At 70.3% G+C, this 21,169-nt stretch carries 21 protein-coding genes and 1 pseudogene; 9 read left to right on the top strand and 13 right to left on the bottom strand.

Annotation, left to right across the window (positions count from 1 at the left end):
• The first annotated feature begins 121 nt into the window (after positions 1–121).
• Positions 122–1,612 carry a rhamnogalacturonidase gene (locus ACWDN5_RS00120; RefSeq protein WP_449673780.1) on the top strand — a complete coding sequence of 497 codons (1,491 nt, stop codon included), beginning with the start codon at positions 122–124 and terminating at the stop codon, positions 1,610–1,612.
• A 53-nt stretch (positions 1,613–1,665) separates the two neighbouring features.
• On the opposite strand, the gene ACWDN5_RS00125 is transcribed toward ACWDN5_RS00120, so the two are convergent.
• Entirely contained in the window at positions 1,666–1,881 is a 216-nt protein-coding gene (locus tag ACWDN5_RS00125; RefSeq protein ID WP_310975636.1) for a hypothetical protein, read from the bottom strand.
• 146 nt (positions 1,882–2,027) lie between these two features.
• On the opposite strand from ACWDN5_RS00125, the gene ACWDN5_RS00130 reads away from it, so the two are divergent.
• Entirely contained in the window at positions 2,028–3,254 is a 1,227-nt protein-coding gene (locus tag ACWDN5_RS00130) for an MFS transporter (protein WP_449673665.1), read from the top strand.
• Here the strand turns inward: ACWDN5_RS00130 and ACWDN5_RS00135 are convergent.
• Positions 3,203–3,511: pseudogene (locus ACWDN5_RS00135) on the bottom strand (OsmC family protein); the annotation flags it as partial. The gene ACWDN5_RS00130 and the pseudogene ACWDN5_RS00135 sit on opposite strands and share 52 nt — an antisense overlap.
• Before the next feature lie 75 nt (positions 3,512–3,586).
• Between ACWDN5_RS00135 and ACWDN5_RS00140 the strand changes: the two are divergent.
• Genes ACWDN5_RS00140 through ACWDN5_RS00150 form a run of 3 tightly spaced genes read left to right on the top strand, consistent with a single transcriptional unit; the run spans position 3,587 to position 5,971 of the window.
• Complete coding sequence (locus ACWDN5_RS00140; RefSeq protein WP_449673666.1) at positions 3,587–4,486, top strand: acetaldehyde dehydrogenase (acetylating); 900 nt, start codon at positions 3,587–3,589, stop codon at positions 4,484–4,486.
• A complete protein-coding gene (dmpG, locus tag ACWDN5_RS00145) occupies positions 4,483–5,538 on the top strand; it encodes a 4-hydroxy-2-oxovalerate aldolase (protein WP_310975639.1) in 1,056 nt (351 codons plus the stop codon). Before ACWDN5_RS00140 ends, dmpG begins: the two co-directional genes overlap by 4 nt.
• Positions 5,539–5,572: 34 nt before the next feature.
• The gene (locus tag ACWDN5_RS00150; protein WP_310975640.1) at positions 5,573–5,971 is read left to right on the top strand and encodes an RDD family protein; all 399 of its coding nucleotides are present in this window, start codon (positions 5,573–5,575) and stop codon (positions 5,969–5,971) included.
• Here ACWDN5_RS00150 and ACWDN5_RS00155 read toward each other — a convergent pair.
• On the bottom strand, positions 5,932–6,645 hold the full coding sequence (locus ACWDN5_RS00155; protein ID WP_449673667.1) for an alpha/beta fold hydrolase: 714 nt from the start codon (positions 6,643–6,645) through the stop codon (positions 5,932–5,934). The two genes, ACWDN5_RS00150 and ACWDN5_RS00155, sit on opposite strands and share 40 nt — an antisense overlap.
• A 12-nt stretch (positions 6,646–6,657) precedes the next feature.
• Positions 6,658–8,172, bottom strand: a complete 1,515-nt coding sequence (locus ACWDN5_RS00160; protein ID WP_449673668.1) for an FAD-dependent monooxygenase — start codon at positions 8,170–8,172, stop codon at positions 6,658–6,660.
• A gap of 65 nt (positions 8,173–8,237) precedes the next feature.
• Here ACWDN5_RS00160 and ACWDN5_RS00165 point away from each other — a divergent pair, with 65 nt between their 5' ends.
• The gene (locus tag ACWDN5_RS00165; RefSeq protein WP_449673669.1) at positions 8,238–8,870 is read left to right on the top strand and encodes a TetR/AcrR family transcriptional regulator; all 633 of its coding nucleotides are present in this window, start codon (positions 8,238–8,240) and stop codon (positions 8,868–8,870) included.
• Positions 8,871–8,876: 6 nt separating this feature from the next.
• On the opposite strand, the gene ACWDN5_RS00170 is transcribed toward ACWDN5_RS00165, so the two are convergent.
• Positions 8,877–12,170 carry an NACHT domain-containing protein gene (locus ACWDN5_RS00170; RefSeq protein ID WP_449673670.1) on the bottom strand — a complete coding sequence of 1,098 codons (3,294 nt, stop codon included), beginning with the start codon at positions 12,168–12,170 and terminating at the stop codon, positions 8,877–8,879.
• Positions 12,171–12,309: 139 nt separating this feature from the next.
• Here ACWDN5_RS00170 and ACWDN5_RS00175 point away from each other — a divergent pair, with 139 nt between their 5' ends.
• Entirely contained in the window at positions 12,310–12,912 is a 603-nt protein-coding gene (locus tag ACWDN5_RS00175) for a LysE/ArgO family amino acid transporter (protein ID WP_449673671.1), read from the top strand.
• On the opposite strand, the gene ACWDN5_RS00180 is transcribed toward ACWDN5_RS00175, so the two are convergent.
• From ACWDN5_RS00180 to ACWDN5_RS00215, 8 genes are all read right to left on the bottom strand, one after another.
• On the bottom strand, positions 12,913–13,392 hold the full coding sequence (locus ACWDN5_RS00180; protein ID WP_310975644.1) for a methylated-DNA--[protein]-cysteine S-methyltransferase: 480 nt from the start codon (positions 13,390–13,392) through the stop codon (positions 12,913–12,915).
• Positions 13,389–13,763: a hypothetical protein gene (locus tag ACWDN5_RS00185; RefSeq protein ID WP_449673672.1), complete on the bottom strand. Its 375-nt coding sequence runs from the start codon at positions 13,761–13,763 to the stop codon at positions 13,389–13,391. Before ACWDN5_RS00185 ends, ACWDN5_RS00180 begins: the two co-directional genes overlap by 4 nt.
• Complete coding sequence (locus ACWDN5_RS00190) at positions 13,760–14,473, bottom strand: 2OG-Fe(II) oxygenase (RefSeq protein WP_449673673.1); 714 nt, start codon at positions 14,471–14,473, stop codon at positions 13,760–13,762. The genes ACWDN5_RS00185 and ACWDN5_RS00190 overlap by 4 nt, the downstream gene beginning before the upstream one ends.
• Before the next feature lie 566 nt (positions 14,474–15,039).
• Entirely contained in the window at positions 15,040–15,633 is a 594-nt protein-coding gene (locus tag ACWDN5_RS00195; RefSeq protein ID WP_310975647.1) for a methylated-DNA--[protein]-cysteine S-methyltransferase, read from the bottom strand.
• Positions 15,630–16,106, bottom strand: coding sequence for an RNA polymerase sigma factor (locus ACWDN5_RS00200; protein WP_310975648.1), 477 nt, complete (start codon positions 16,104–16,106; stop codon positions 15,630–15,632). The genes ACWDN5_RS00195 and ACWDN5_RS00200 overlap by 4 nt, the downstream gene beginning before the upstream one ends.
• Before the next feature lie 35 nt (positions 16,107–16,141).
• Entirely contained in the window at positions 16,142–16,906 is a 765-nt protein-coding gene (locus tag ACWDN5_RS00205; RefSeq protein WP_449673674.1) for a putative protein N(5)-glutamine methyltransferase, read from the bottom strand.
• A 12-nt stretch (positions 16,907–16,918) separates the two neighbouring features.
• Positions 16,919–17,416: a L,D-transpeptidase gene (locus tag ACWDN5_RS00210; protein WP_449673675.1), complete on the bottom strand. Its 498-nt coding sequence runs from the start codon at positions 17,414–17,416 to the stop codon at positions 16,919–16,921.
• A 94-nt stretch (positions 17,417–17,510) separates the two neighbouring features.
• On the bottom strand, positions 17,511–18,878 hold the full coding sequence (locus ACWDN5_RS00215) for an APC family permease (protein ID WP_449673676.1): 1,368 nt from the start codon (positions 18,876–18,878) through the stop codon (positions 17,511–17,513).
• A 171-nt stretch (positions 18,879–19,049) separates the two neighbouring features.
• Here ACWDN5_RS00215 and ACWDN5_RS00220 point away from each other — a divergent pair, with 171 nt between their 5' ends.
• Complete coding sequence (locus tag ACWDN5_RS00220) at positions 19,050–19,544, top strand: Lrp/AsnC family transcriptional regulator (protein WP_410587013.1); 495 nt, start codon at positions 19,050–19,052, stop codon at positions 19,542–19,544.
• Positions 19,545–19,661: 117 nt separating this feature from the next.
• Entirely contained in the window at positions 19,662–21,029 is a 1,368-nt protein-coding gene (locus tag ACWDN5_RS00225) for an aspartate aminotransferase family protein (RefSeq protein ID WP_449673677.1), read from the top strand.
• The last annotated feature ends 140 nt before the right edge of the window (positions 21,030–21,169 follow it).

Genomic DNA, 21,169 nt, shown 5'->3' on the forward strand with positions numbered 1-21,169 from the left:
CATCCCGATCCGCCGTCGGAAGCGCGGGCTTCCGCCATGGCGAGATTAGGGAGACTCCGTGGGAAGAGCGTTGAGCCGCCGCCGTGCCGTCGTCTGGGGAGCCGCGGGCGCGGCCCTGCCACTGGTCGGATCTCCGGCGGCCGGAGCCGAGGAATTCGGGAACCAGCCGGGCCGCTTCTTCGACGTCACGAAATTCGGCGCGAAGGGCGACGGGCGCACGATCGACACCGCCGCGATCAACCGCGCGATCGACGCGGCCGCGACCCGCGGCGGCACCGTGTACTTCCCGGCCGGGACGTACGCGAGCTATTCGATCCACCTCAAGAGCAACATCGCGCTGTACCTCGGCGCCAACGCGACGATCCTGGCCGCCGCCCCGGCCGGCGGCCGGGGCTACGACCCCGCCGAACCGGGCGCGGGCAACCCGTACCAGGACTTCGGGCACAGCCACTGGCACAACAGCCTGATCTGGGGCGAAAACCTCGAGAACGTCACCATCGAGGGGCCCGGCAAGATCGACGGGAAGGGCCTGGTCGCCGGGGGCAGCGCGGAATCGGCGCCGCTCAACGGGAACAAGGCGATCGCGCTCAAGCTGTGCCGCAACGTCGCGATCCGCGACATCACCATCGTCAACGGCGGGCACTTCGGCATCCTGCCCACCGGCGTCGACAACTTCCGCATCGAGGGCCTGGTGATCGACACCAACCGCGACGGCATCAACATCGACTGCTGCAAGAACGTGCGGATCGCCGATACGACGGTCAACTCGCCGAACGACGACGCCATCGTGCTCAAGAGCTCGTACGCGCTGAACCAGGTGCGCGACACCGAAAACGTCGCCATCGACAATTGCTTCGTCAGCGGCTACGACCTCGGCACCCTCGTCGGCGGCACGTTCAAGACGTCGTCCTACGGCCGCACCGGCCGGGTCAAGTTCGGGACCGAATCCAACGGCGGCTTCCGCAACATCGCGATCTCCAACGTGGTCTTCGAGCACTGCCGCGGCCTGGCGCTGGAAACGGTCGACGGCGGCCGGCTGGAAGACGTCACGATCAGCAACCTGACCATGCGCAACGTCCAGATGCCGTTGTTCCTGCGGCTGGGCGCGCGGATGCGCGGGCCGGCCGGGATCCCGGTCGGGTTCCTGCGCCGGGTGAGCATCAGCGACGTCACGACGATCGACGCGGACCCGCGCTACCCCTCGTGCCTCGCCGGGATTCCGGGCCACCCGATCGAGGACGTCAAGCTGAGCAACATCCGCCACCACCTGGCGGGCGGCCTGACGCCGGGGGACGCCGTGCAGAACCCGCCGGAGCTGGAGACCGCGTACCCCGAGCCGTCGATGTTCGGCACGCTCCCGGCGTACGGCTTCTTCGTCCGCCACGCCCGGGGAATCAGCTGGGACAACGTCGATGTGCGCTTCGGCAGGCAGGACACGCGCCCGGCGTACGTCCTGCGGGACGTGGCCGACGCCGACGTGCACCACTGCCGCGCGGAGAAGGTGGCGGGCACGCCGACGTTCGTGCTCGACGGCGTCGACGACTTCCGGGTGAGCGACGGCCGCCCGGTGCCGGAGGCCCGGGTCGACCACGCGGATCACCAGGAGCTGTAGGAACTCCGGCCGGGTCCCGGCGCCGCCGCGGGACCCGGCCGGTCAGCCGCCGGTCAGCGGCCGCGCAGCTTCGGGCGGGCCAAGCCGATCACCGACATGACGATCAGAGCCACCGCGGCCACCGCCGCGATCACCGTCAATACGGGCGCCCGGCTGTCCGTGCCGGTCAGGCTGAGAATGCTCGACAGAAGCAGAACCGCCCCCACGGCCAGGAAGATCCAGCACAGCGCAGCCGTTTCCGGGATGAAGCGCCAACGCCGTTCGGCCATCGCAACCTCCTCGATCGGGTGTGTCCGGGAATTGCCCCGGCCGGGAGTCGATCAAACCGGCGGAAATCCGCCATGACCCGCAGCCGGCGATCAAGCCGTCGCAAACCTGCCAGCCCGCGCGATCCGCCGCCGGTTCACTGGGCCGCATGAACGCACCAGCGCCGCGGTGGCCGGCCGTCTTCGCCGTCACCGTCGGGATCTTCGCCATCGTCACCACGGAAATCCTGCCGATCGGGCTGCTGACGCCGATCGCGGCCGGGTTCGGCGTCTCGGCCGGGACCGCCGGCTGGACCATGACCGTGCCCGGGTTCGTCGCCGCGGTCGCCGCGCCGGTGGTCACCGTCGCGGCCGGCCGGCTCGACCGGCGCGTGCTGCTGGGGGGCCTCCTGGTCCTGCTCGCGGCCGCCGGCTTCCTCACCGCCGCCGCACCCGCGTTCTGGGTGCTCCTGGCCGGCCGGTTCCTGGTCGGCATCGTCATCGGCGGCTTCTGGTCGATCGGCGCCGCCCTGGCACCCCGGCTCGTCGGGACCGCGGCCGCCGCGCGGGCCACGTCGGTCATCTTCGCCGCGGTGCCCCTCGGATCGGTGCTGGGCGTGCCGCTCGGCACCCTCGTCGGTCAGCTCGCGGGCTGGCGGACGGCGTTCCTCCTGCTCGGGGTCCTGAGTCTCGGAACCGCCGCGGCCCTCGTGCTCCTCGCGCCGCCCCTGCCGCCCGAAGAAGCCACGCGGCTGAACGTCCTTAGTGGACTCCTGCGGCGGCGCGGCGTCCGAAGTGGACTGCTGGTGACGTTCCTCGTGGTCCTCGCCCACTTCGGCACCTACACCTACGTCACGCCGCTGCTGCGGGACGTCGTCCGGCCGGAGGTGCTCAGCGCCTACCTGCTGGCGTACGGCGTCGCCGGGATCGCGGGCACGTTCCTGGCCGGCCGGTACCGGGCGGGCTTCGCGCTTGCGGCCGCGCTGATCGCGGTGGCGGTCTTCGCCCTGCCGCACACCGGACCGGCCGCCGCGCTCGCGACCCTCCTGGTGTGGGGCGTGGCCTACGGCGCGGTGCCGGTCTACTCCCAGCTGTGGTTCGCGCGCGAAGCGCCGGACGCCCGCGAGGCGGCCACGGTCCTGTTCACCGCGTCCTTCCAGGCGACGATCTCCGCCGGCGCGCTGGCCGGCGGCTTCGTGGTCGACGCGGTGTCGGTCCCGGCCGTGATGACCTGCGGGGGAGTGGCCGCCCTGCTCGCGGCGGCGGTGATTCAGGGTGCGCGCCGCACCGGCGGCCCGGCCCGCAGCGCCCGGGGGATCTCGGCGACGTCGTCGACGACGGCGAGCAGCCGGTCGAGGGCCTCGGCGGGCGCCGCCGAGTCGAGCTCGACCGAGTAGGTGATGCCGGTCGACGCCCACGTCGTCGTGTCGAAGCCGCCGGTGGCCGTCACCCGCACCCCGGCCAGCTCGATGCCGAGCCGCTCCGCCTCGCGGTAGAGGTCGTTGAGGACGCACCCGGCCGCGGCGAGGTTCAGCAGGTGACCGCCGGTGAACTCGGTCTCGACGCTGACCCCGGCGGGGGTCCAGCGATGGGGGAACCGGACGCCCGTGCCGCTCAGCAGCGACCCGGCCCCGGCCACGACGTCGAATGCCATGGACCCAGTCTCGACGTTCCGCTGGTCGGAACACAAGCCTGTCCCGACCGGACGGCCCGGTGCGACGGTCGGGACATGGCTCCCGTGATGGCGGCGATCGTCGGCCCCGGCAACATCGGCACCGATTTGCTGGCGAAGCTGCGACGCAGTGAAGTGATCGAAGTCGGGTACGTGGTCGGCGTGGTCGAGTCGGACGGTCTCGAGCGCGCCCGCGCGCAGGGGATCGCGGCGTCGGCCGAGGGCGTCGACTGGCTGCTGCGCCAGGATCCCCTGCCGGAACTCGTCTTCGAAGCGACGTCGGCGAAGGCGCACGCCGCGAACGCGCCGCGGTACGAGGAAGCCGGCATCCAGGCGATCGACCTGACCCCGGCGCACCTCGGCCCGATGGTCTGCCCGCCGGTGAACCTCGGCGCGCACCTCGACGCGCCGAACGTCTCGATGATCACCTGCGGCGGCCAGGCCACGATTCCCATGGTGCACGCCGTTTCCCGGGTGACGCCGGTGCCGTACGCGGAGATCGTCGCGTCGGTCGCTTCGCGGGGCGCGGGGCCGGGAACGCGGGCGAACATCGACGAGTTCACGCGCACGACGTCGCAGGCGGTGGCCGAGATCGGCGGCGCCGGGCGCGGCAAGGCGATCATCATCCTCAACCCGGTCGAACCGCCGATGATCATGCGGGACACGGTGTTCTGCGCGATCCCGCTCGACGCCGACCGCGAAGCCGTCACGGCGTCGATCCACGACATGGTCGCCGAAGTGCAGAAGTACGTGCCCGGCTACACGCTCCGCGCCGACCCGCAGTTCGACGACGCGCGCGAAGACTGGGACGGCAACGCGCGGGTCGGCATCTTCCTCGAGGTCCGCGGGAACGGCGACTACCTGCCGGAGTACGCCGGGAACCTGGACATCATGACCGCCGCGGCCGCCCGGGTCGGCGAGCTGATGGCCCGCGCGAAGCAGGAGGTTTCCGCATGAGTGAGCCTGCGAACGAATCGAACGTCACCGGCCGCCCGGCTCTGCGCCACGACGTCCGGATCGTCGACACGACGCTGCGCGACGGCAGTCACGCGATGGCCCACCGGTTCACCGAGCAGCAGGTGCGCGGCACCGTGCGCGCGCTGGACCGCGCGGGTGTCGAGGTGATCGAGGTGACCCACGGCGACGGCCTCGGCGGCTCGTCGTTCACCTACGGCTTCTCCGCCGTCGACGAGCTCAAGCTGATCTCCGCGGCTCGCGAAGAGGCGAAGCAGGCGAAGATCGCGGTGCTGCTCGTGCCGGGCATCGGCACGGCGGAGGACCTCCAGCGCGCTTTCGACGCGGGCGCGGAGATGGTCCGGGTGGCGACGCACTGCACCGAAGCCGACGTCTCGCCGCAGCACTTCGGCCTGGCGCGCGAGCTCGGGATGGAGACGGCCGGATTCCTGATGATGGCGCACCGGACGCCGCCGGAAGACCTCGCGAAGCAGGCCCGGATCATGGTGGACGCGGGCTGCCAGGCGGCATACGTGACGGACTCCGCCGGCGCGTTGCTGATGCACGAGGCCCGCGCCCGCTTCGAAGCGCTGGTCGCCGAGGTCGGCGACACGGCCTGGGTCGGCTACCACGGGCACCAGAACCTCTCGCTCGGCGTCGCGAATTCGGTGCTGGCGTACGAAGCGGGCGTCCGGTACATCGACGGCTCGCTCTGCGCCCTCGGCGCCGGCGCGGGCAATTCGCCGACGGAGGTCCTCGCGGCGGTGTTCGACCGCCTGGAGATCGACACGGGCCTCGACGTCGGCGGCCTGCTCGACGCGGCGGAGGAGGTCGTGCGCCCGTACCTGCACCGCTGGCCGAAGATGGACCGCAACGCGATCGTCCAGGGCTGGGCCGGGGTCTACTCGAGCTTCCTGCTGCACGCCGAACGCGCGGCGGAGCGCTACGGCGTCCCCGCCCAGGCGATCCTGCGCCGGTGCGGCGAGCTCGCGCTGGTGGGCGGCCAGGAGGACATGATCATCGACGTCGCGGTGCAACTGGCGGCGGAAGGGTAGGCAACCGGACACCGGCTTCGCGCGTGGGAAGGGCATGGAGACCGACCCCACCCTGGACGACGCGCCGGACATCCCCTGGCCCGTCCGCCGCCGGTTGCTGCGGACGGGCCCGATCCGGCGGGCCTCGTGGTCGCGGCGCCTGCCCGCGGTGTCCGCGGACCTCGCGCTGCACCTCCTGGTGGCGGCCGTGGCGGCGGCGGGGGTCGACCCGGAGGGAGGCGTCGCCTTCCTGGTCACGGCGGTGGTCACCTACCTCGCCGTCTCCTTCGTCCACCGCGTGCTCCTGCAGCGGTGGTGGGGCGCCACGATCGGCAGGCTGCTCGCCGGCCTGCGCTGCGCGGACCCGCGGACGGGCCGTCCGCCGACCCTGCGCCGGCTCGCCCTGGGCTGGCTCTACGGGCTGTTCGCGACCGTCGTCGCCGTCCTCCCCTGACCGGCGAACCGGTCCAGGGCGGCGAGCTTCCAGGTGCGTTTGACGTCACTGGCACCGTGCCCGGACCGGTCGTCGACGAGCAGTTCGGCGCCCGGCCACGCTGCGGCCAGTTCCCACGCCGTCGTCACCGGGCAGCCGGCGTGCGCGTAGTAGTGTGTGGTGAGCCGGACGAACGCCAGCAGCGCGTCGTCCGGCGGTCCACTGCGGTCCGGGTCCGCCAGCAGCCGGGCGTAGGCGGCCACGACGTCGTCGTCCCCGGCGACGTCGCGGAAGCGTTGCCAAGCCTCGGGAAAGCGTTCGGTGTACACCAGGGCGAGCGTCGCGCCCCACGAGCCACCCGTCACCAGCCAGCGTTCGATGCCGAGGTGCTCCCGCAGCCGTTCCAGGTCGGCGACGAGGTGGTCGGTGGTGTTGTGCCGCAGCGACGTCGCGGGATCGGCCGCGTGCGGACGGCTCCGGCCGCAGCCGCGCTGGTCCAGCAGCACGACGCGGTACCGGGCCGGGTCGAACATCCGCCGCATGCCGGGTGAGCAGCCCTGGCCGGGGCCGCCGTGCAGTACGACCGCCGGTTTGCCGTCCGGGTTCCCGCAGGTCTCCCAGTACACCCGGTGCCCGGCGCCGACGTCGAGCAGCCCGTGGGCGTAGGGCTCGATGGGCGGGTGGAGGTCTCTCACCCGCCCATCCTGTCAGGCGGGTTCGCCGAACCACGTCCGCAAGGCCGCCTCGAGGCCGGCCGTCGAGCCGTCCTCGCTCGCCCAGGCGATGTGCCCGTCCGGCCGGACCAGCACGCCGGTCAGGGCCGGCTCGCTGTCGCACTTCGCGGACAGCACGTTCACGCGCCCGGCCCACCCGGCCGCCGTTTCGCGCAGGCCGGCGGCGTCGGCGAGGTCGAGCAGGAGCGCCTTGCCGTCGTGGAGGCGTTCGCCGAGCCGGGTGCCGTCGGCGAAGGCGAAGTCGGGCGCGGCGCGGCCGGTGAGGTCGTGCTCGCCGTCGATCGCGTACCGGTGCAGGACGCTGGAGAGCTTCTTGGCCAGGTAGGTCGCGCCGTCGCCGGTGGTCAGCAGATCGGTCATGACCTGGCGCAGCGCCCTGGTCCGGACGTCGCTGCGCATCAGCGCGACCTGCGCCCGGGTCCACTCGAGAACCCACTCGCCGATCGGGTGCCGCTCGGCCGTGTAGGTGTCGAGCAGGCCTTCGGGCGCCCAGCCCTGGATGGTCGCGGCGAGCTTCCAGCCGAGGTTCACCGCGTCGCCGATGCCGAGGTTGAGGCCCTGCCCGCCGAAGGGGGAGTGGACGTGCGCGGCGTCCCCGGCCAGCAGCACGCGGCCCTGGCGGTAGGTGGTCGCCTGGCGCGCGTTGTCGGTGAAGCGCGTTGCGCTGTGGACCTTCGTCACTCGCACGTCCGCGCCGGAGACCCGCCGGAAGCTGTCTTCGATCTCCTGCGCGGTGATCGGCGCGTCCCGGTCCTCGGGCGGCCCGTCGAACTCGACGGTGAGGAGCCGCCCGGGCGTCGGCCCGTGGACGTAGAGCCCGCCGGGGCCGTGCTGCCACCCGGCGGGCAGCGCGTCGGCGCCGGTGAGTTCGGTGAGCGCCTGCCGCCCGGTGATGGCGGGGTCGGTGCCGGGGAAGTCGAAGCCCGCCAGCTTGCGGACCCGGCTCCGCCCGCCGTCGGCCCCGACGAGCCAGCCCGCGCGCACGGATGCGCCGTCGCCGAGGTGCACGGTCACGCCGCTGTCGTCGGCGTCGAACCCGGTGAGCTCGGCCCCGCGCCGGATCTCGACGCCCAGTTCGGCGGCGCGCTCGGCCAGGATCGTCTCGACGGCCTGCTGCTGGATGACGACGACCCGGGCGGCGGGCCCGACGTCCCGGAAGGCGGGATCGGCGAAATCGACCCCGCCCGAGGTCACCATGATCCCGGCGAAGTGCCCCACCGGAACGGCTTTGGGGCCACCCCCGCCCCGGGATTCGAGGAACTTCTGGATCTGCGCGAAGTTCTGCTGCACGACGGCGTCCATCGCGGGCAGCAGACCCCGCCGGTAGAAGGCTTCGGCCGTGGTCAGGTTGACCGACCCGGCCTTGATCGTCTGGTCCGGTTCGGGCAGCCGTTCGACGACGAGCACGTCCACGCCCGCCAGTCGCAGTTCGCAGGCCAGCATCAAGCCGACCGGTCCGCCCCCGGAGATCACCACATCCCTGTTCATGGCTCCGATGATGCCGCGAAACTTTTACCGAGTCAAACTTTGAGCTCGGTCTATACTCTCTGCTCATGGCTGACCCCGGACTGCGCGAGCGGAAGAAGCAGGCCACCCGCCTGCTGATCTCGAACGTGGCCACAGGCCTGTTCATCCAGCGCGGCTTCGAGGAGGTGACGGTGGCGGAGATAGCCGAGGCGGCGGGCGTCTCGAAGATGACGGTGTTCAACTACTTCCCGCGCAAGGAGGACCTGTTCCTCGACCGTCACGCGGACCGCTTGGCGGAGCTGACCTCAGTGGTCCGGGACCGGCCGGCGGGGGTGTCGCCGTGTGAGGCGCTGCGCCGTCACCAGCATGCGCTGTTGTCCTCGGGTCACCCGTTGTCGGGCGCGATCGCGGGCGGGCCGGGCTTCTGGTGGGTGCTGACGTCGAGCCCGGCACTGATGGCGCGCTGGTACGAGCAGGAGCGCGAGATAGCGGAGGCGTTCACCTCGGTACTGGCCGAGGAGACGGGCGACGCCTTCCGCTCCCGCATGGTGGCCGGCCTCCTCACGACGGCGATCACCACGGTGTTCGCCCACGCCATGGGCCGCATCGTGGCGGGCGACGACGCGGAGGTGGTCCGGCAGGAGCAGGTCGCGGTGATCGACCAGGCCTTCGACCTGGTGGAACACGGCGTGGGCGACTTCCCGGGTGCCCCTGGCTGACCGGTGTCAGAGGAGTCCGGCGTCCTCCAGGGTGGACAGTCGCTGGAGGAGATCGAGCCGATGAGCGAGGTGCACGTCACGCTCCGGCCGGCGTAGTGAGCCCGCGTAGCTGCGAAGCCGTTCAGGATATTCGGGCACCGGAACACCTTTGTCTGCGAAAGCACACCAGATCTCGGCGACTTGTTCGTGGGTTGGCTCGTCTCCTGCGAGAATTCGATCAAACACTCCGAGCAGTTCGGTATAGTCCGAGCTCCTGGACAAGAGCTTGAGGAACAGCTCCAGGTTCAGCAAGCCATCTGGTCTCGAGATTGCTGCGCCGAGTTCGCCGAGATTCTCCTGGATGTACGTGGCGGGAACGCCTGAATCATTGACTAGAAGCTGAAGGATCAAGGAGTCAAGCCAGCTCCACAAATCCGAATCCAGCGTCCGCTCGCCGGAATTCGTGAATCGGATGAGTCTCGCGTAGACGACCATCCGTTCCTCGGTGGGCACCCGGTTGGCGTGGAAGCAACAAGCTGTCAGCAGATCGGTGACGACGGACGCCAGTCCATGCCGGGGATCGACCGTGTGGGCGGAAAGCAGCTCGGTGAGCGGGGACTCTGGTCCGCCAAGGACATTGACGGCAAGTAGCGAGTCGAAATCCTGGGTCAGCTCGGCTGTTCCCACCAGGTTTGACGGGATGTCGATGGTGGAATCGCTGTAAGTCGACTCTGTGCCGGACGCCCACGACAGTTCGGAGTAGTCATTCTCAAGGATTTCATTACCGCGATGGTTCAACTCGACCAAGCGGTCGGGGTGGCGGCCGAGTCGGCACGCGACGAACAGTTGCGTGAGACTGGACCATTCTCCCGGCTTCAGCTGGGAGCGCAGCAGGGTCATGTGCTGCCGCCATGCTGCAACGCTGTCCGCGAGGTCAGGGAAAAGCTCTGCCGAGGTGACGTTCGAGCTGACTGTCATGAGCAGGAGGAGCAGGTTGGCGCTGTAGGTGGCCAGCCGCGCCGTGGGCGTCCCCGCCGCCGGCCGGTAGTCGTCGTAGGACGAATCGACGGGCGGCAGGTGCAGCGCATGAAAGGCCGCCAAGAGTGTTGCGCGCATCTCGGCACGCTCGTCTTTCGTTGTCCTGATGACGAAACCGGAGAGGAAGTCCATCGTTGTGGTCCGGACCGACAGGAGTGCGTTGGACAAGAAGGCCCGGAGAATCGCGTCGTCGACCCGGTAGGCCGCCGGTATGCGGCGGGTGCTTTCGAACCGGCTGCGCTCGACCATGTCCAACAGGTGCCGCCAAGTCTGTCGTACGACCAGGTACTCGCCGAAAGTGGCGTGCAAGAACTCGTACGAGCCCATGTCCGTGCCGTCGATGCTGGTCCGGGCGCGGTGGACGAAGAAGAACCGGCCAAGGGCGTCCTTGGCTGATCCGGCAAGCCGTTGATGGTTCGAAGTGACTCCTGGTCGAATGCCGGAGGTGATCCTCAGCGCCGCCAGGTCGTCGGCGAGCTGGCCGTCGGTGATCCACTGGGCGCCTCGGTTGAACATGCCGAAGCCCACGACGGAGAGGATCAGCAGCTCTCCTTCGACCGCGGGGTCGTGATCGGTCAGTGTGCTGTCCGCCTTCGACACCTCACGGTGGGCGAATCTGATCAGCAGGCGTTCGTAGAGCTCCGTCTCGCTCAACTTCTCGCGTCTGGTGCTCAGTGCGCCGCTTTCCGCATCGTAAACGGCAAGCATCAGCAACAGGAGAGGCTGGGAAGCCAGCTCGACGTAAGCTTCTATGGTTTCGGGATTCAGGTGGCCGCGGCCCTGTTCGGACAGGTACCTGTCGTTCATGACGTTCCAGACTTCGACCCACCGCTCGATCTGGTCGATCTCGAACGGTTCCAGCCGGACCGCGATCGTGCTTCCCGGGATCCGCATGCGGTCGGCCACGGTGACCCGGCTGGTCACGATCACAGCGACGTGCCGACCTTGGGTTTGCTCCACTTCTTGGAAGCGTTTGACCCGCAGCAGGTAGTCGGATTTGCTCACGCCCGTCGCTTGGATCAGTTCGTCGAATCCGTCGATGAGAACAACCAGGATCGAGTCGCCGGCAGCTCTGGCGAAGTCCGGCCAGGACACCGTTTCGTGCGTGACCAGCCGGATCGCTTGCTCGATCTGCTCGTGGATGTCGGCGTCTGCGGAAACGTCGCGGAGCGGCACCCGGACCGGTGCGAAGTCCGGTGCGGGTAGCTGTGCCGCCTGTACCTCGGTGAGCAACGACTTCCCGGCACCTGGATGACCGAGCACGACCAGCGGATTGACCAGGGCCCACGGAGTCGACAGATAGCCGAGCAGAAACTCGCCGAAATTCTCGCGGACCTCGGTTTCGTCCCAGTAATCCTCGTCGTTGAGTGGGGTCTGGGTGCCGACCTCGGCCACGCAAAAATGTGGGTCGATGTAGGCACTCTCGACGGTCGGTGCGTCGAGGCCGTCGGGCAGTTCTTCGGGCTTGAGAACCTTGCGCTTCAAAACCGCTCGGTTGGCACGGACCAAGCCCTGCAGGACGGGCGGGACCCGGTCGATCGGCTCGGCTCGGTCGAGCAGCTGCTGGACAGCGTCGTAAACGTGCTCAACGCGGTCACGGATGGCGTGTTGATTCGACAGGTTCAGCCAGATCGCGAACTCGGGGCAGTCCGTGGCGAGTCGTTGCATCGAGGACTCGAACTGGTCGGCGGCGGACTCCGTGACCACACCCAACGACAAAGCGACCCTGCTCTGCGTGGCGTCGTCGAGGGTTTCCCAGAGCGGTTGCTCGCGAAGGAATCCGAGGAAGGTGCGGCCGAGCAGGCCGTAGTACACGGTCAATTGGGTCCGTGCGTCCGCGCTGGTGGCGTGGACGCCCAAGACCGGCAAGTCGGTGTTCAACACGGCGCGGGTCACGTCAGCCAGGGACTTCGCCGTGAAGTCGTGGAAGGCGAGACCGGCTGCGTCCTTACGGGAAATCGCGGCGCCGTTGAACAGGAACGGCAGGTCCGCCTTCGCCAATACCTCGAAGTAGGAAGTCACGACCAGGACACCGCGAGCCGCGTGCAGGCGCTGAATCCGGTCGAATTGGCTGAGCTTCTGCCGCTTGTCCACCCCTCTGGTCACCAGGTCGCTCGCGACCTTGGTCAGCTCGCTCTTGGCGTCGAAGATCGAGAGGAGGCCGGAGGCGAATGGTGTCGCGGCCAGCAGCAGCCCGCCGAAGATCTTGTCCAGGGCGCCGACGAGTGCGTTGTTGCCGGGACCGAGGATCTTGACTGCGTCGCGGTAGGTTAGCCGGGTCACCTGACCTGAATACTGCACGTCTGATCGCGAGTGAAAAGCGGGTGCACGGTACGCGCCGGTTCAACGATCATCATGATCGCTAATGTTCCGTAAGAAACTTTAGCTGGAGTAACGCGGTGGCTCCTCATACCGTGACGGAGTGCTCCCTCTCCTCCTGGCCGGGTTCGGGACCGGCCTCTCGCTGATCGTGGCGATCGGCTCCCAGAACGCCTTCCTGCTCCAACAGGGCCTGCGCGGTGGCGCCGTGGCGCCGCTGGTCGTCATCTGTGCCGTCTCGGATCTTGTTCTCATCGGACTCGGGGTCAGCGGGGTCGGGGCCGTGCTGGAGCGGTGGCCGACGGCGATCGGCGTGATTGCCGTCGGGGGTGGGCTGTTCCTGCTGGGGTACGGGGTGCTCGCCGCGCGGCGGGCGCTGCGGCCGTCCGTGATGATCGTCGGGGAGGAGCGGACGCCGCTGCGGAAGGCCGTCGTCGCCTGTATTGCCTTCACCTGGCTCAATCCGCATGTCTACCTCGACACCGTGCTGCTGCTCGGCTCGTTGGCCGCCGCCCAGAGGGACGGGCGGTGGCTGTTCGGGGTCGGGGCCGGGGTCGCCAGCGCTGTCTGGTTCAGTGCGCTCGGGTTCGGCGCGCGACGGCTGGCCGGGGTGTTCGCCAAGCCCGTGGCGTGGCGCGTGCTGGACGTCGTCATCGCCGTGACCATGACCGGGCTGGGCGTCGGCATGCTGCTCAGCCACGTGTGATCACCAGAGCGCCGACTCGGGTGGACGCTCCAGCTCCAGCAGGAACTGTTTACGCTTGAGGCCGCCCGCGTAACCCGTCAGCTTCCCGCCCTTGCCGACGACGCGGTGACACGCCACCAGGATGCTCAACGGGTTGCGGCCCACCGCCGCGCCGACGTCGTGGGGCAACGCCTGCAAGGAGCGCGCGAGGTCGCCGTACGTTGCCGTGCTGCCGTAGGGGATCGACGCGATCTCCGCCCACACCGCGCGGTCGAAGTCGGGGCCGGTGGCCTGCGTCGGGACGTCGAATTCCGTGCGCTGGCCGGCGAAGTACTCCTTCAGCTGCCGGGCGGCCTCGGGGAACGCCGTGTCGTCGCGGTGGCCGAAGGTCGCGCGGTCCGGGCGCGGCCAGTGGTTCGGGAAGTACAGGCCGGTCACGGTGTCGCCGTCGCCGGTCACGGTCAGCTGGCCGATCGGGGAATCCAGTACTGCGTGCTTCATGAGGTCTCCCAGGTTGTGCCGTCCGGGTGGGCGCCGCGCAGGCCCGGGATGGGGTAGCCGGCCAGCGCCGAGGTGGCAAAGGTTCGATGTGGACTCCAGGACGTCGAGAGCTGCAACCGCCGCGCCATGCCCGCCCAGCCGGCCGGGGTGGCGCTGACGACCCACACGTCCGGCTCCGGCGCGGCGAAGCGGCGGGCCTGGCGCAGCCACGAGGCCGCCGTCTCGGGCCAGGTCACGGTGGCCAGAACCAAGCCACCCCAGGCCGTGGCGATCTGCTCGCCGTCGGGGCGGGACGGCGTGTCCGTGCCGATGACGATGTGCCGGGCTCGGCCGATCAGGCCCAGCAGCGCCTCGAGTTCGGGGGAAGTCATGCTGCGTCGTGGAAGACGAGGCCGAGGGTGTGCCTGCGGCCCGAGCGGACTGCGGAAACGCCGTGGCGGACCGGGGCCGCCGACCAGCCGCGGGCCGAGCGGACCGGCCGGTCGCGGGTGGTGAAGACCAGGCCGTGGCCCTGCGGGATGAGGGTCGCCGTGCCGCGGGACTGGGCGCGCGGCCGCTGCTCGACGAGGAGGAACTCGCCGCCGGTGTGATCGGTGCCCGGGTCGTTGAGGTTGATCACCACCTGCAGCGGGAACACCTTGTCGCCGTAGAGGTCGCGGTGCAGCGCGTTCCAGCCGCCGGTCTCGTACCGCAGCAGGATCGGCGTCGGCCGCTGTTGCCCCGCGGCGTGGCACACCGCCAGCCACTCGTCCAAAGTGGACGGCCACTCCGCCGGCCGGCCGAGCTTTGCGGACCAGTCTTGGGCGATCGGCAGCAGGCGTGGGTAGAGCGCCTGGCGCAGGCGTTGCACGGGTTCCGGGAACGGCGAGGCGAAGTAGTGGTAGTCGCCGTTGTCGCCGAAGCGGTGACGGCGGAGGTTCACGGTCGCCCGGAAGTGTGATGGCTGGTCCCAGAGTGCGATGAGACGCGCGCACTCGGCCGGGGTGAGCAGCTGCGGTAAGAGCGCGCAGCCGTAGTCATCGACCTCGTCGGCCACCGCGGCCCAGTCCGCTGCAGCGACGCGTTCTTCGAACGTTTTCATGGTGCCTTCTTGGTCGGTGGGGCTTGTTTGGTGGACTGCCGGGGTGGGGAGTGGCGCCGCCAGCGGGCCGGGTGTGCGGTTTCGGTTGCGGTGGTTGGCGCGGCTTAGTCGGCGACGGCGGCGCGTTCTTCGAGGCCGTCGGTTGGGCGACGCGGGGGCAGGCGAGCCCTGCCGCCGCGTTGAGTGTGCGGTCGTGGTTGTTGATCTCGGCGGTCGCGATGCGATCGGTGGAGGCGTGTTGTCGAGCGTGGTCACGTTGCTTCCGTGGCTGGTTGGGCGCGCGGCCGTCGGGGCAAAGGATGCGGGAGCGCGGCCAGTGGCGGGTTGAGTGCGCGGGTTGGTGGTCTCGGCGGCCGGCGCGGTCAGGGTGGTGGCCGCGGCCTGCTGTCGCGCGGCGTCAGGATTGGTACGGCGAGACACGAGGACCGCTTGGTGGCGGCGGCGTGCTGTCGCGCGCATCGGGGAGAGTCGGGCACGTGGGCGACGCGGCGAGACGCGAGCACCGCCGGCGGCGGGCCGGGTTGTCGGCGCCGGTGGTCAGCGCGGCCCGGGCGGCGACGTGGGCGTCACGCTGCCTCCAGGGTCAGCAGGGCTCGCTTGGCTTCCGGGCCGCCCGCGTACTGGCCGTACGAGCCGTCCGAGCGGACTACCCGGTGGCAGGGCAGGACCACCGGTACCGGGTTCAATGCGCAGGCCGTGCCCACCGCGCGGACCGCCTTCGGGCTGCCCGCCGCCGCTGCTACCTGGGCGTAGCTTTCCGTTCGGCCGTACGCGATCTCTGCCAGGTGGTCCAGCACCGCGCGGCGGAAGCCGCGGGCCAGGCGGAGGTCCAGGGGGACGTCGAAGGCTTGCCGCCGGCCGGTGAAGTACTCCTCCAGCTGGCGGGCCACCGGGTCCAGGCGGGCCGGGGCCCGGAGGATGCGGGGGCTGATGGCCGCCGCCAGCTCGGCCAGCACCGCGTCGTGGTCCTGGCGGTCGAAAGCCACCTTCACCAGGCCCTGCTCGGTCGCCGCCAGCAGCAGGGGGCCGAGCGGGGTATCGACCGTGTGGTAGGCGACGTCCAGCAGGCCCTGGCGCGCCGCGTCGGCGACCAGCCGCTCGTGCATCACGCTCGAATCGAGCAGGATCTCGTTGCCGAAGAACTGGAACATGTCCGTCATGAGTGCGCTCCTTCCAGGGGGTAGACGGCCCGCAGTGACTTGACACCGTCGGCGGCGGCGCGCCGGGCGGCCTCGACCGTGCCTCCGGTGATCTCCGCGATTTCGCGGTACGGCAGCCCGGCCAGGTAGTGGTAGGCGACGGCGATGCGCTGCTTGTCCGGCAACCTCGCCAGCGCGTCCCACAGGTCGCCGTTCCACGCGGCCGCGCCGCCGGGCCGGTCCGGCACCTCCTCGACCGGGATCGGGCCGCGGGCCTGCGCGCGGGTGACGTCGACGGCCTTGCGGTGCGCGATCGTGACGAGCCACGCCTGGACGTTCGCGTCCGCGGGCAGCTCTGGGTACGCCTTCAGCGCCGCCAGGAACGTTTCCGACCAGGCGTCTTCGGCATCGGCCGGCCCGAGCACGGCCCGGCAGACCCGGAGGACCATCGGCCCGTGCTCGGTGACGACTTGCTCGAACGGTTTCACGATCACATGAGGTAGACGTCCGGGGGCGGCGAAACGTGAGGTCATAATTTCGCGGTGCCGGTCACGACGGTCGCACCCAGGTCGTCGCAGGAGTGCACAAGCGGCGACAACCCCACTGCAGCAAGGGTTTCCGCCAGCACCGGCGCCTGCCGCTCGCTCGATTCGATCAGCAGCGTCCCACCCGGAGCGAGCCAGTCCGATGCACCCGCGGCGAGGCGCCGGGCGAGATCCAGGCCGTCCGCACCGCCGTCGAGCGCCACCAGCGGCTCGTGCAGGCGAGCTTCCGGCGGCATCGTCGCGACGGCGTCCGAAGGCACGTACGGCACGTTCGCCAGCAGTACCGAGACCCGGCCGCGCAGGGACGACGGCAGCGCGTCGTACAGATCGCCCTGGTACACCGCGGCATCCGGGAGGTTGAGCCGCGCGCACGAAACCGCGTCGGGCGAGACGTCGGCGGCGTGCAGCTCACGCGGCGGGCACACCGCGGCGAACGCGGCACCCAGCGCCCCGGAACCGCAGCACAGGTCGAGCACCACCGGGTCCGGCGGCGCGAGCGAGACGGCGACGTCGACCAGGAACCCGGTGCGGTGCCGCGGCACGAACACCCCGGGCCGCACGATGACGCGCAGGCCGTGGAACTCCGCCCAGCCCAGCAGGTGTTCCAGCGGCAGCCCGGCGACCCGCCGCTCGACGAGCACGCCGAGTTCCGCGGGGGTGGTGGCCGCGGCGACCAGGAGATCGGCCTCGTCCTCGGCGAACACGCAACCCGCGGCGCGCAGCCGGGAGACGACGGTGGAAGTGTCCAACAGGGAAGGAGCCTACAAGACCTGCACCGCGTCGCCGACGTTCAGCCCGTCGAAGAACGCCGCCGAATCGGCGTCGGTCAGGTGGACGCAGCCGTGCGAGGGCGCGTCGAGCGGCCCGGCGTGGAAGGCGATGCCGCCGGCGGCGAAGAACACCGAGTTGGGCATGTCGGTGCCGTACTGGCTGCTGCGGTGCTCGCGGTCCTTCCACACGACGTGGAACGACCCGGCCGGGGTCGCCTGGTCGGGTGGCCCGAAGCCGGCCGGGACCGGGCCGCGGACCACCCGGCCGTCCCGCAGCAGCCAGGCCAGCCGCTGCGCCAGGCTCACGCACGCGCCGGTCGTGACGGCGCACGGCGGCGCGGGCGGGGGAGTGGTGCTCGTGGTCGTGGCCGGCGTCGTGGTCACCGGCACCGGCTCGGCGATCGGGCTCGGCGTCGTGGTGCGCGGTGCCGAACACGCCGCCGTGACCAGCACCGCGCCGAGGAGGAGCCCAACACCGGGTCTGCGCATCCGTCGTCCCCTCGCCGAAATCCCTGCCGGGGGTCAATACGGGTGAACGGCCCCGAAGGTTGAGCGCGGGAGGGTTACCCCGATAGGGCGACGGCTATTCCTCGGGGACCGTCACGACCCACCGTCCGGGACGCCGGCGCAGGTACCCCCACCAGTACAGCGCCGACACCACCAGAACACCCGCGGTGATGCCCAGGTCGAGCGCGCTCTGCTCGACCAGGACGTAGGCCAGCGCGGCGACGGCCAGCCCGGGCACGAGCGGCCACGCCGGCATCCGCCACACGTGCGGCTTCCGGTGCGCCGCCCGGCGCGCCCCGAGTGCGGCCGCCGCGACGCTCAGGTACAGCGCGACGACAGCGACCCCGGTGACGCCGCTCAGCGTGTCCACCGGCACGAAACACAGGACGGCTTCGGACAGCCCGGTCACCAGCGTCGCGACCCAGGGCGCGCCGAACCGCTCGCTCACCACGCTCATCGCGCGGTTGACCGGCGTCGGCCAGGCCTGGTCGCGCGCGGAGGAGAAGAGCACCCGCGAGTTCTGGATGACCATGACGATCACCGCGTTGACGATCGCCGCCGCGATGCACAGGCTGATCGCCACGCCGACCGCCGCCGAACTCCAGCCGGTGACCAGCGCGGTCAGGTCGACGCCGGCGAGTGCGGCGGTGTCCGGCACGGCCAGGGTGATCGCCACGACCGGCACCAGGATGACGACCGCGCTGATCCCGAGCGTCCAGAACACCGTCCTGGCGACGGTCCGGCGCGGCTCGCGCATCTCCTCGGCCAGGTAGACGGCGGTGCTGAAGCCCTGCACGACGAACAACGCGACGGCGAGCCCGGTGACCACGGCGATCAGCCCGATCCCGCTCGTGCCGAGGCTCGGCTCGACCAGCACGCCCGGGCTCTGCGTGGTGTGCGTGAAGCCGAGCAGCGACACGACGATGATCGCGACGATCTCGATGACCAGGAAGATCCCGGTGATCCAGGCGTTCGAACGCAGGTTGAGCAGCCCCATCGCGGTGCCCGCGAGCATGACCAGCGCCCCGGCGACCGACGGGTCGACGTCGACGACGGCGGCGAGGTAGCCGGCGACGCCGATCGCGATGATCGGCGGCACGACGAGGATGACGACGAACGACAGCATGAACGTCAGCCAGCCGGCGAACCGGTTCGCCACCGTCGTCACCATGGCGTACTCGCCGCCGGCGCTCGGTACCAGCGTGCCCAGCTCGGAGTAGCAGAAGGCGATCCCGACGCAGAGCAGCACCGCGAGGGCGATCGCGAGCGCGGTGCCCGTGCCCAGGTCGGCGAACAGCGGAGGCACGAGGACGAACAGCGACGACGCCGGTGTCACGCAACTGAGCGTGAGCAGGGTGCCACCGCCGACCCCGATGGACCGGGTGAGGGTCTTCTTCGGGGTCGCGGTGGCGGTGACGTCGGGCGGGGCGGGAGTGCGGGGCATCGGCGTTCCCTCCGGCCGGGGTGCAGGGTGCGACGGATGGAACAGCACCGATTCGGTGTTGTCAACGCGCCTTTGACGACCGAAATCGTTGTCTGAAGGCCTTGGGTCATTCGGATTCAGTCACGCACCGTCACGGCGTGGCGGGTTTGCCTGGCGTCCCCCGTCTCGGGGATGATCCGGGGCGTGAGCAGCCAGGACACCACCGGCCGGCCCGCCCCGCCGGTGCTCGACGACATCTCGCGGCAGATCATCGCGCAGCTGCAGGAAGACGGGCGGCGCGCGTACGCGACCATCGGCAAGGCGGTCGGCCTGTCCGAGGCCGCGGTCCGGCAGCGGGTGCAGCGGCTGTCGGACTCCGGCGTCATCCAGATCGTCGCCGTGTCGGATCCCTTGCAGGTCGGGCTGTTCCGGCAGGCGATGATCGCGATCACGGTCGACGGCCCGCTGGAACCGGTCGGCGACGCACTGGCCGAAATGGACGAAATCGCGTACGTGATCCTCTGCGCCGGGCGCTACGACCTGCTCTGCGAGGCCGTCTGCGCCGACGACGAGGCGCTGCTCCAGCTGATCTCGACGCGGATCCGCGCGCTGCCCGGTGTCCGCCACGCGGAAGCGATGGTCTACCTCAAGCTGCGGAAACAGACCTACCAGTGGGGCACTCGCTGACCGTGACGACTAAATCCGAAGGTAGTCGCGGCAAAGAGATCATGAATTAGTCGTCCAAGTTCGTCTGGACGACTGAATCGCTTGCGCCCGGCGGCCGGGACGTGCGATAACCAGGGCATGACCGCTACCGCCGATCTCGCCCAGGCCGCTCGCAGCAACCTCTGGATGCACTTCACCCGCCACTCCGCCTACGACGAGACCGACGTCCCGGTGATCGTGCGCGGCGAAGGCCCCTACATCTGGGATTCCCGGGGCCGGCGCTACCTGGACGGGCTCGCCGGGCTGTTCGCGGTCCAGGTCGGCCACGGCCGCGAGGAACTCGCGGAGGCGGCGGCACGGCAGACGAAGCAGCTCGCGTACTTCCCGCTGTGGGGCCACGCGCACCCGACGGCGATCGAACTGGCTTCACGGCTGGCCGACGCCGCCCCCGGCGACCTGAACCGCGTGTTCTTCACCGTGAGCGGCGGCGAGTCCGTCGAAACGGCGTGGAAGCTGGCCAAGCAGTACTTCAGGCTCGTCGGGAAACCGGGCAAGCACAAGGTGGTCAGCCGCGCGCTGGCCTACCACGGGACGTCGCAGGGCGCGCTGTCGATCACCGGCATCCCGGGCGCGAAGGCGGACTTCGAGCCGCTGGTGCCGAGCACCCTGCGCGTGCCGAACACGAACTTCTACCGCGCACCCGAGCACGCCGGCGATTACGAGGCGTACGGCCGCTGGGCCGCCGACCAGATCGAGCAGGCGATCGAGTTCGAGGGGGCGGACACCGTCGCGGCGGTCTTCCTGGAGCCGGTGCAGAACACGGGTGGGTGTTTCGTGCCGCCGCCCGGCTACTTCGCGCGGGTGCGCGAGATCTGCGACAAGCACGACGTGCTGCTGGTGTCCGACGAGGTGATCTGCGCGTTCGGCCGGGTGGGGTACGACTTCGCGGCCAAGCGGTACGGCTACCAGCCGGACATCATCACCACGGCAAAGGGGCTCACGTCGGGGTACGCGCCGCTGGGGGCGGTGCTGGCGTCGGAGCGGTTGATGGAGCCGTTCACGCGCGGCGCCACGACGTTCATGCACGGATCCACCTACGGCGGGCACCCGGTGTCGTGCGCGGTGGCCTTGGCGAACCTCGATCTGATGGAGCGGGAGGACCTCTACGGCCACGTGCTTCGGCGGGAGGACGCGTTCCGGTCCACTTTGGACCGCCTGCTGGACCTGCCGATCGTCGGGGACGTCCGCGGAGCGGGGTTCTTCTACGGCATCGAGCTGGTGAAGGACAAGACGACGAAGGAGTCGTTCTCGGCCGACGAGTCGGAGCGGGTGCTACGGGGATTCCTGTCGGAGGCGTTGTTCGAGGGTGGGCTGTACTGCCGGGCCGATGACCGGGCCGAGCCGGTGGTGCAACTGTCGCCGCCGCTGGTGTGCGATCAGGCGGAGTTCGACGAGATGGAGGAGATCCTGCGGGAGGCGCTGACGCAGGCTTGGAAGCTGTTGTAGGGGCGGCGGCGGTTCGCGCGAACGGCACCCTGACGCCCGGACTCGCACCCCGCCCAGGCCTGCCCCGCCACCCCGATCCGAAGCCCGAACACGGCCGGTGGTGCCGGGTCAAGGCACGCTTTCCCGCCTTGACGCGGTAC

This window comes from Amycolatopsis sp. NPDC003731, assembly GCF_053586895.1.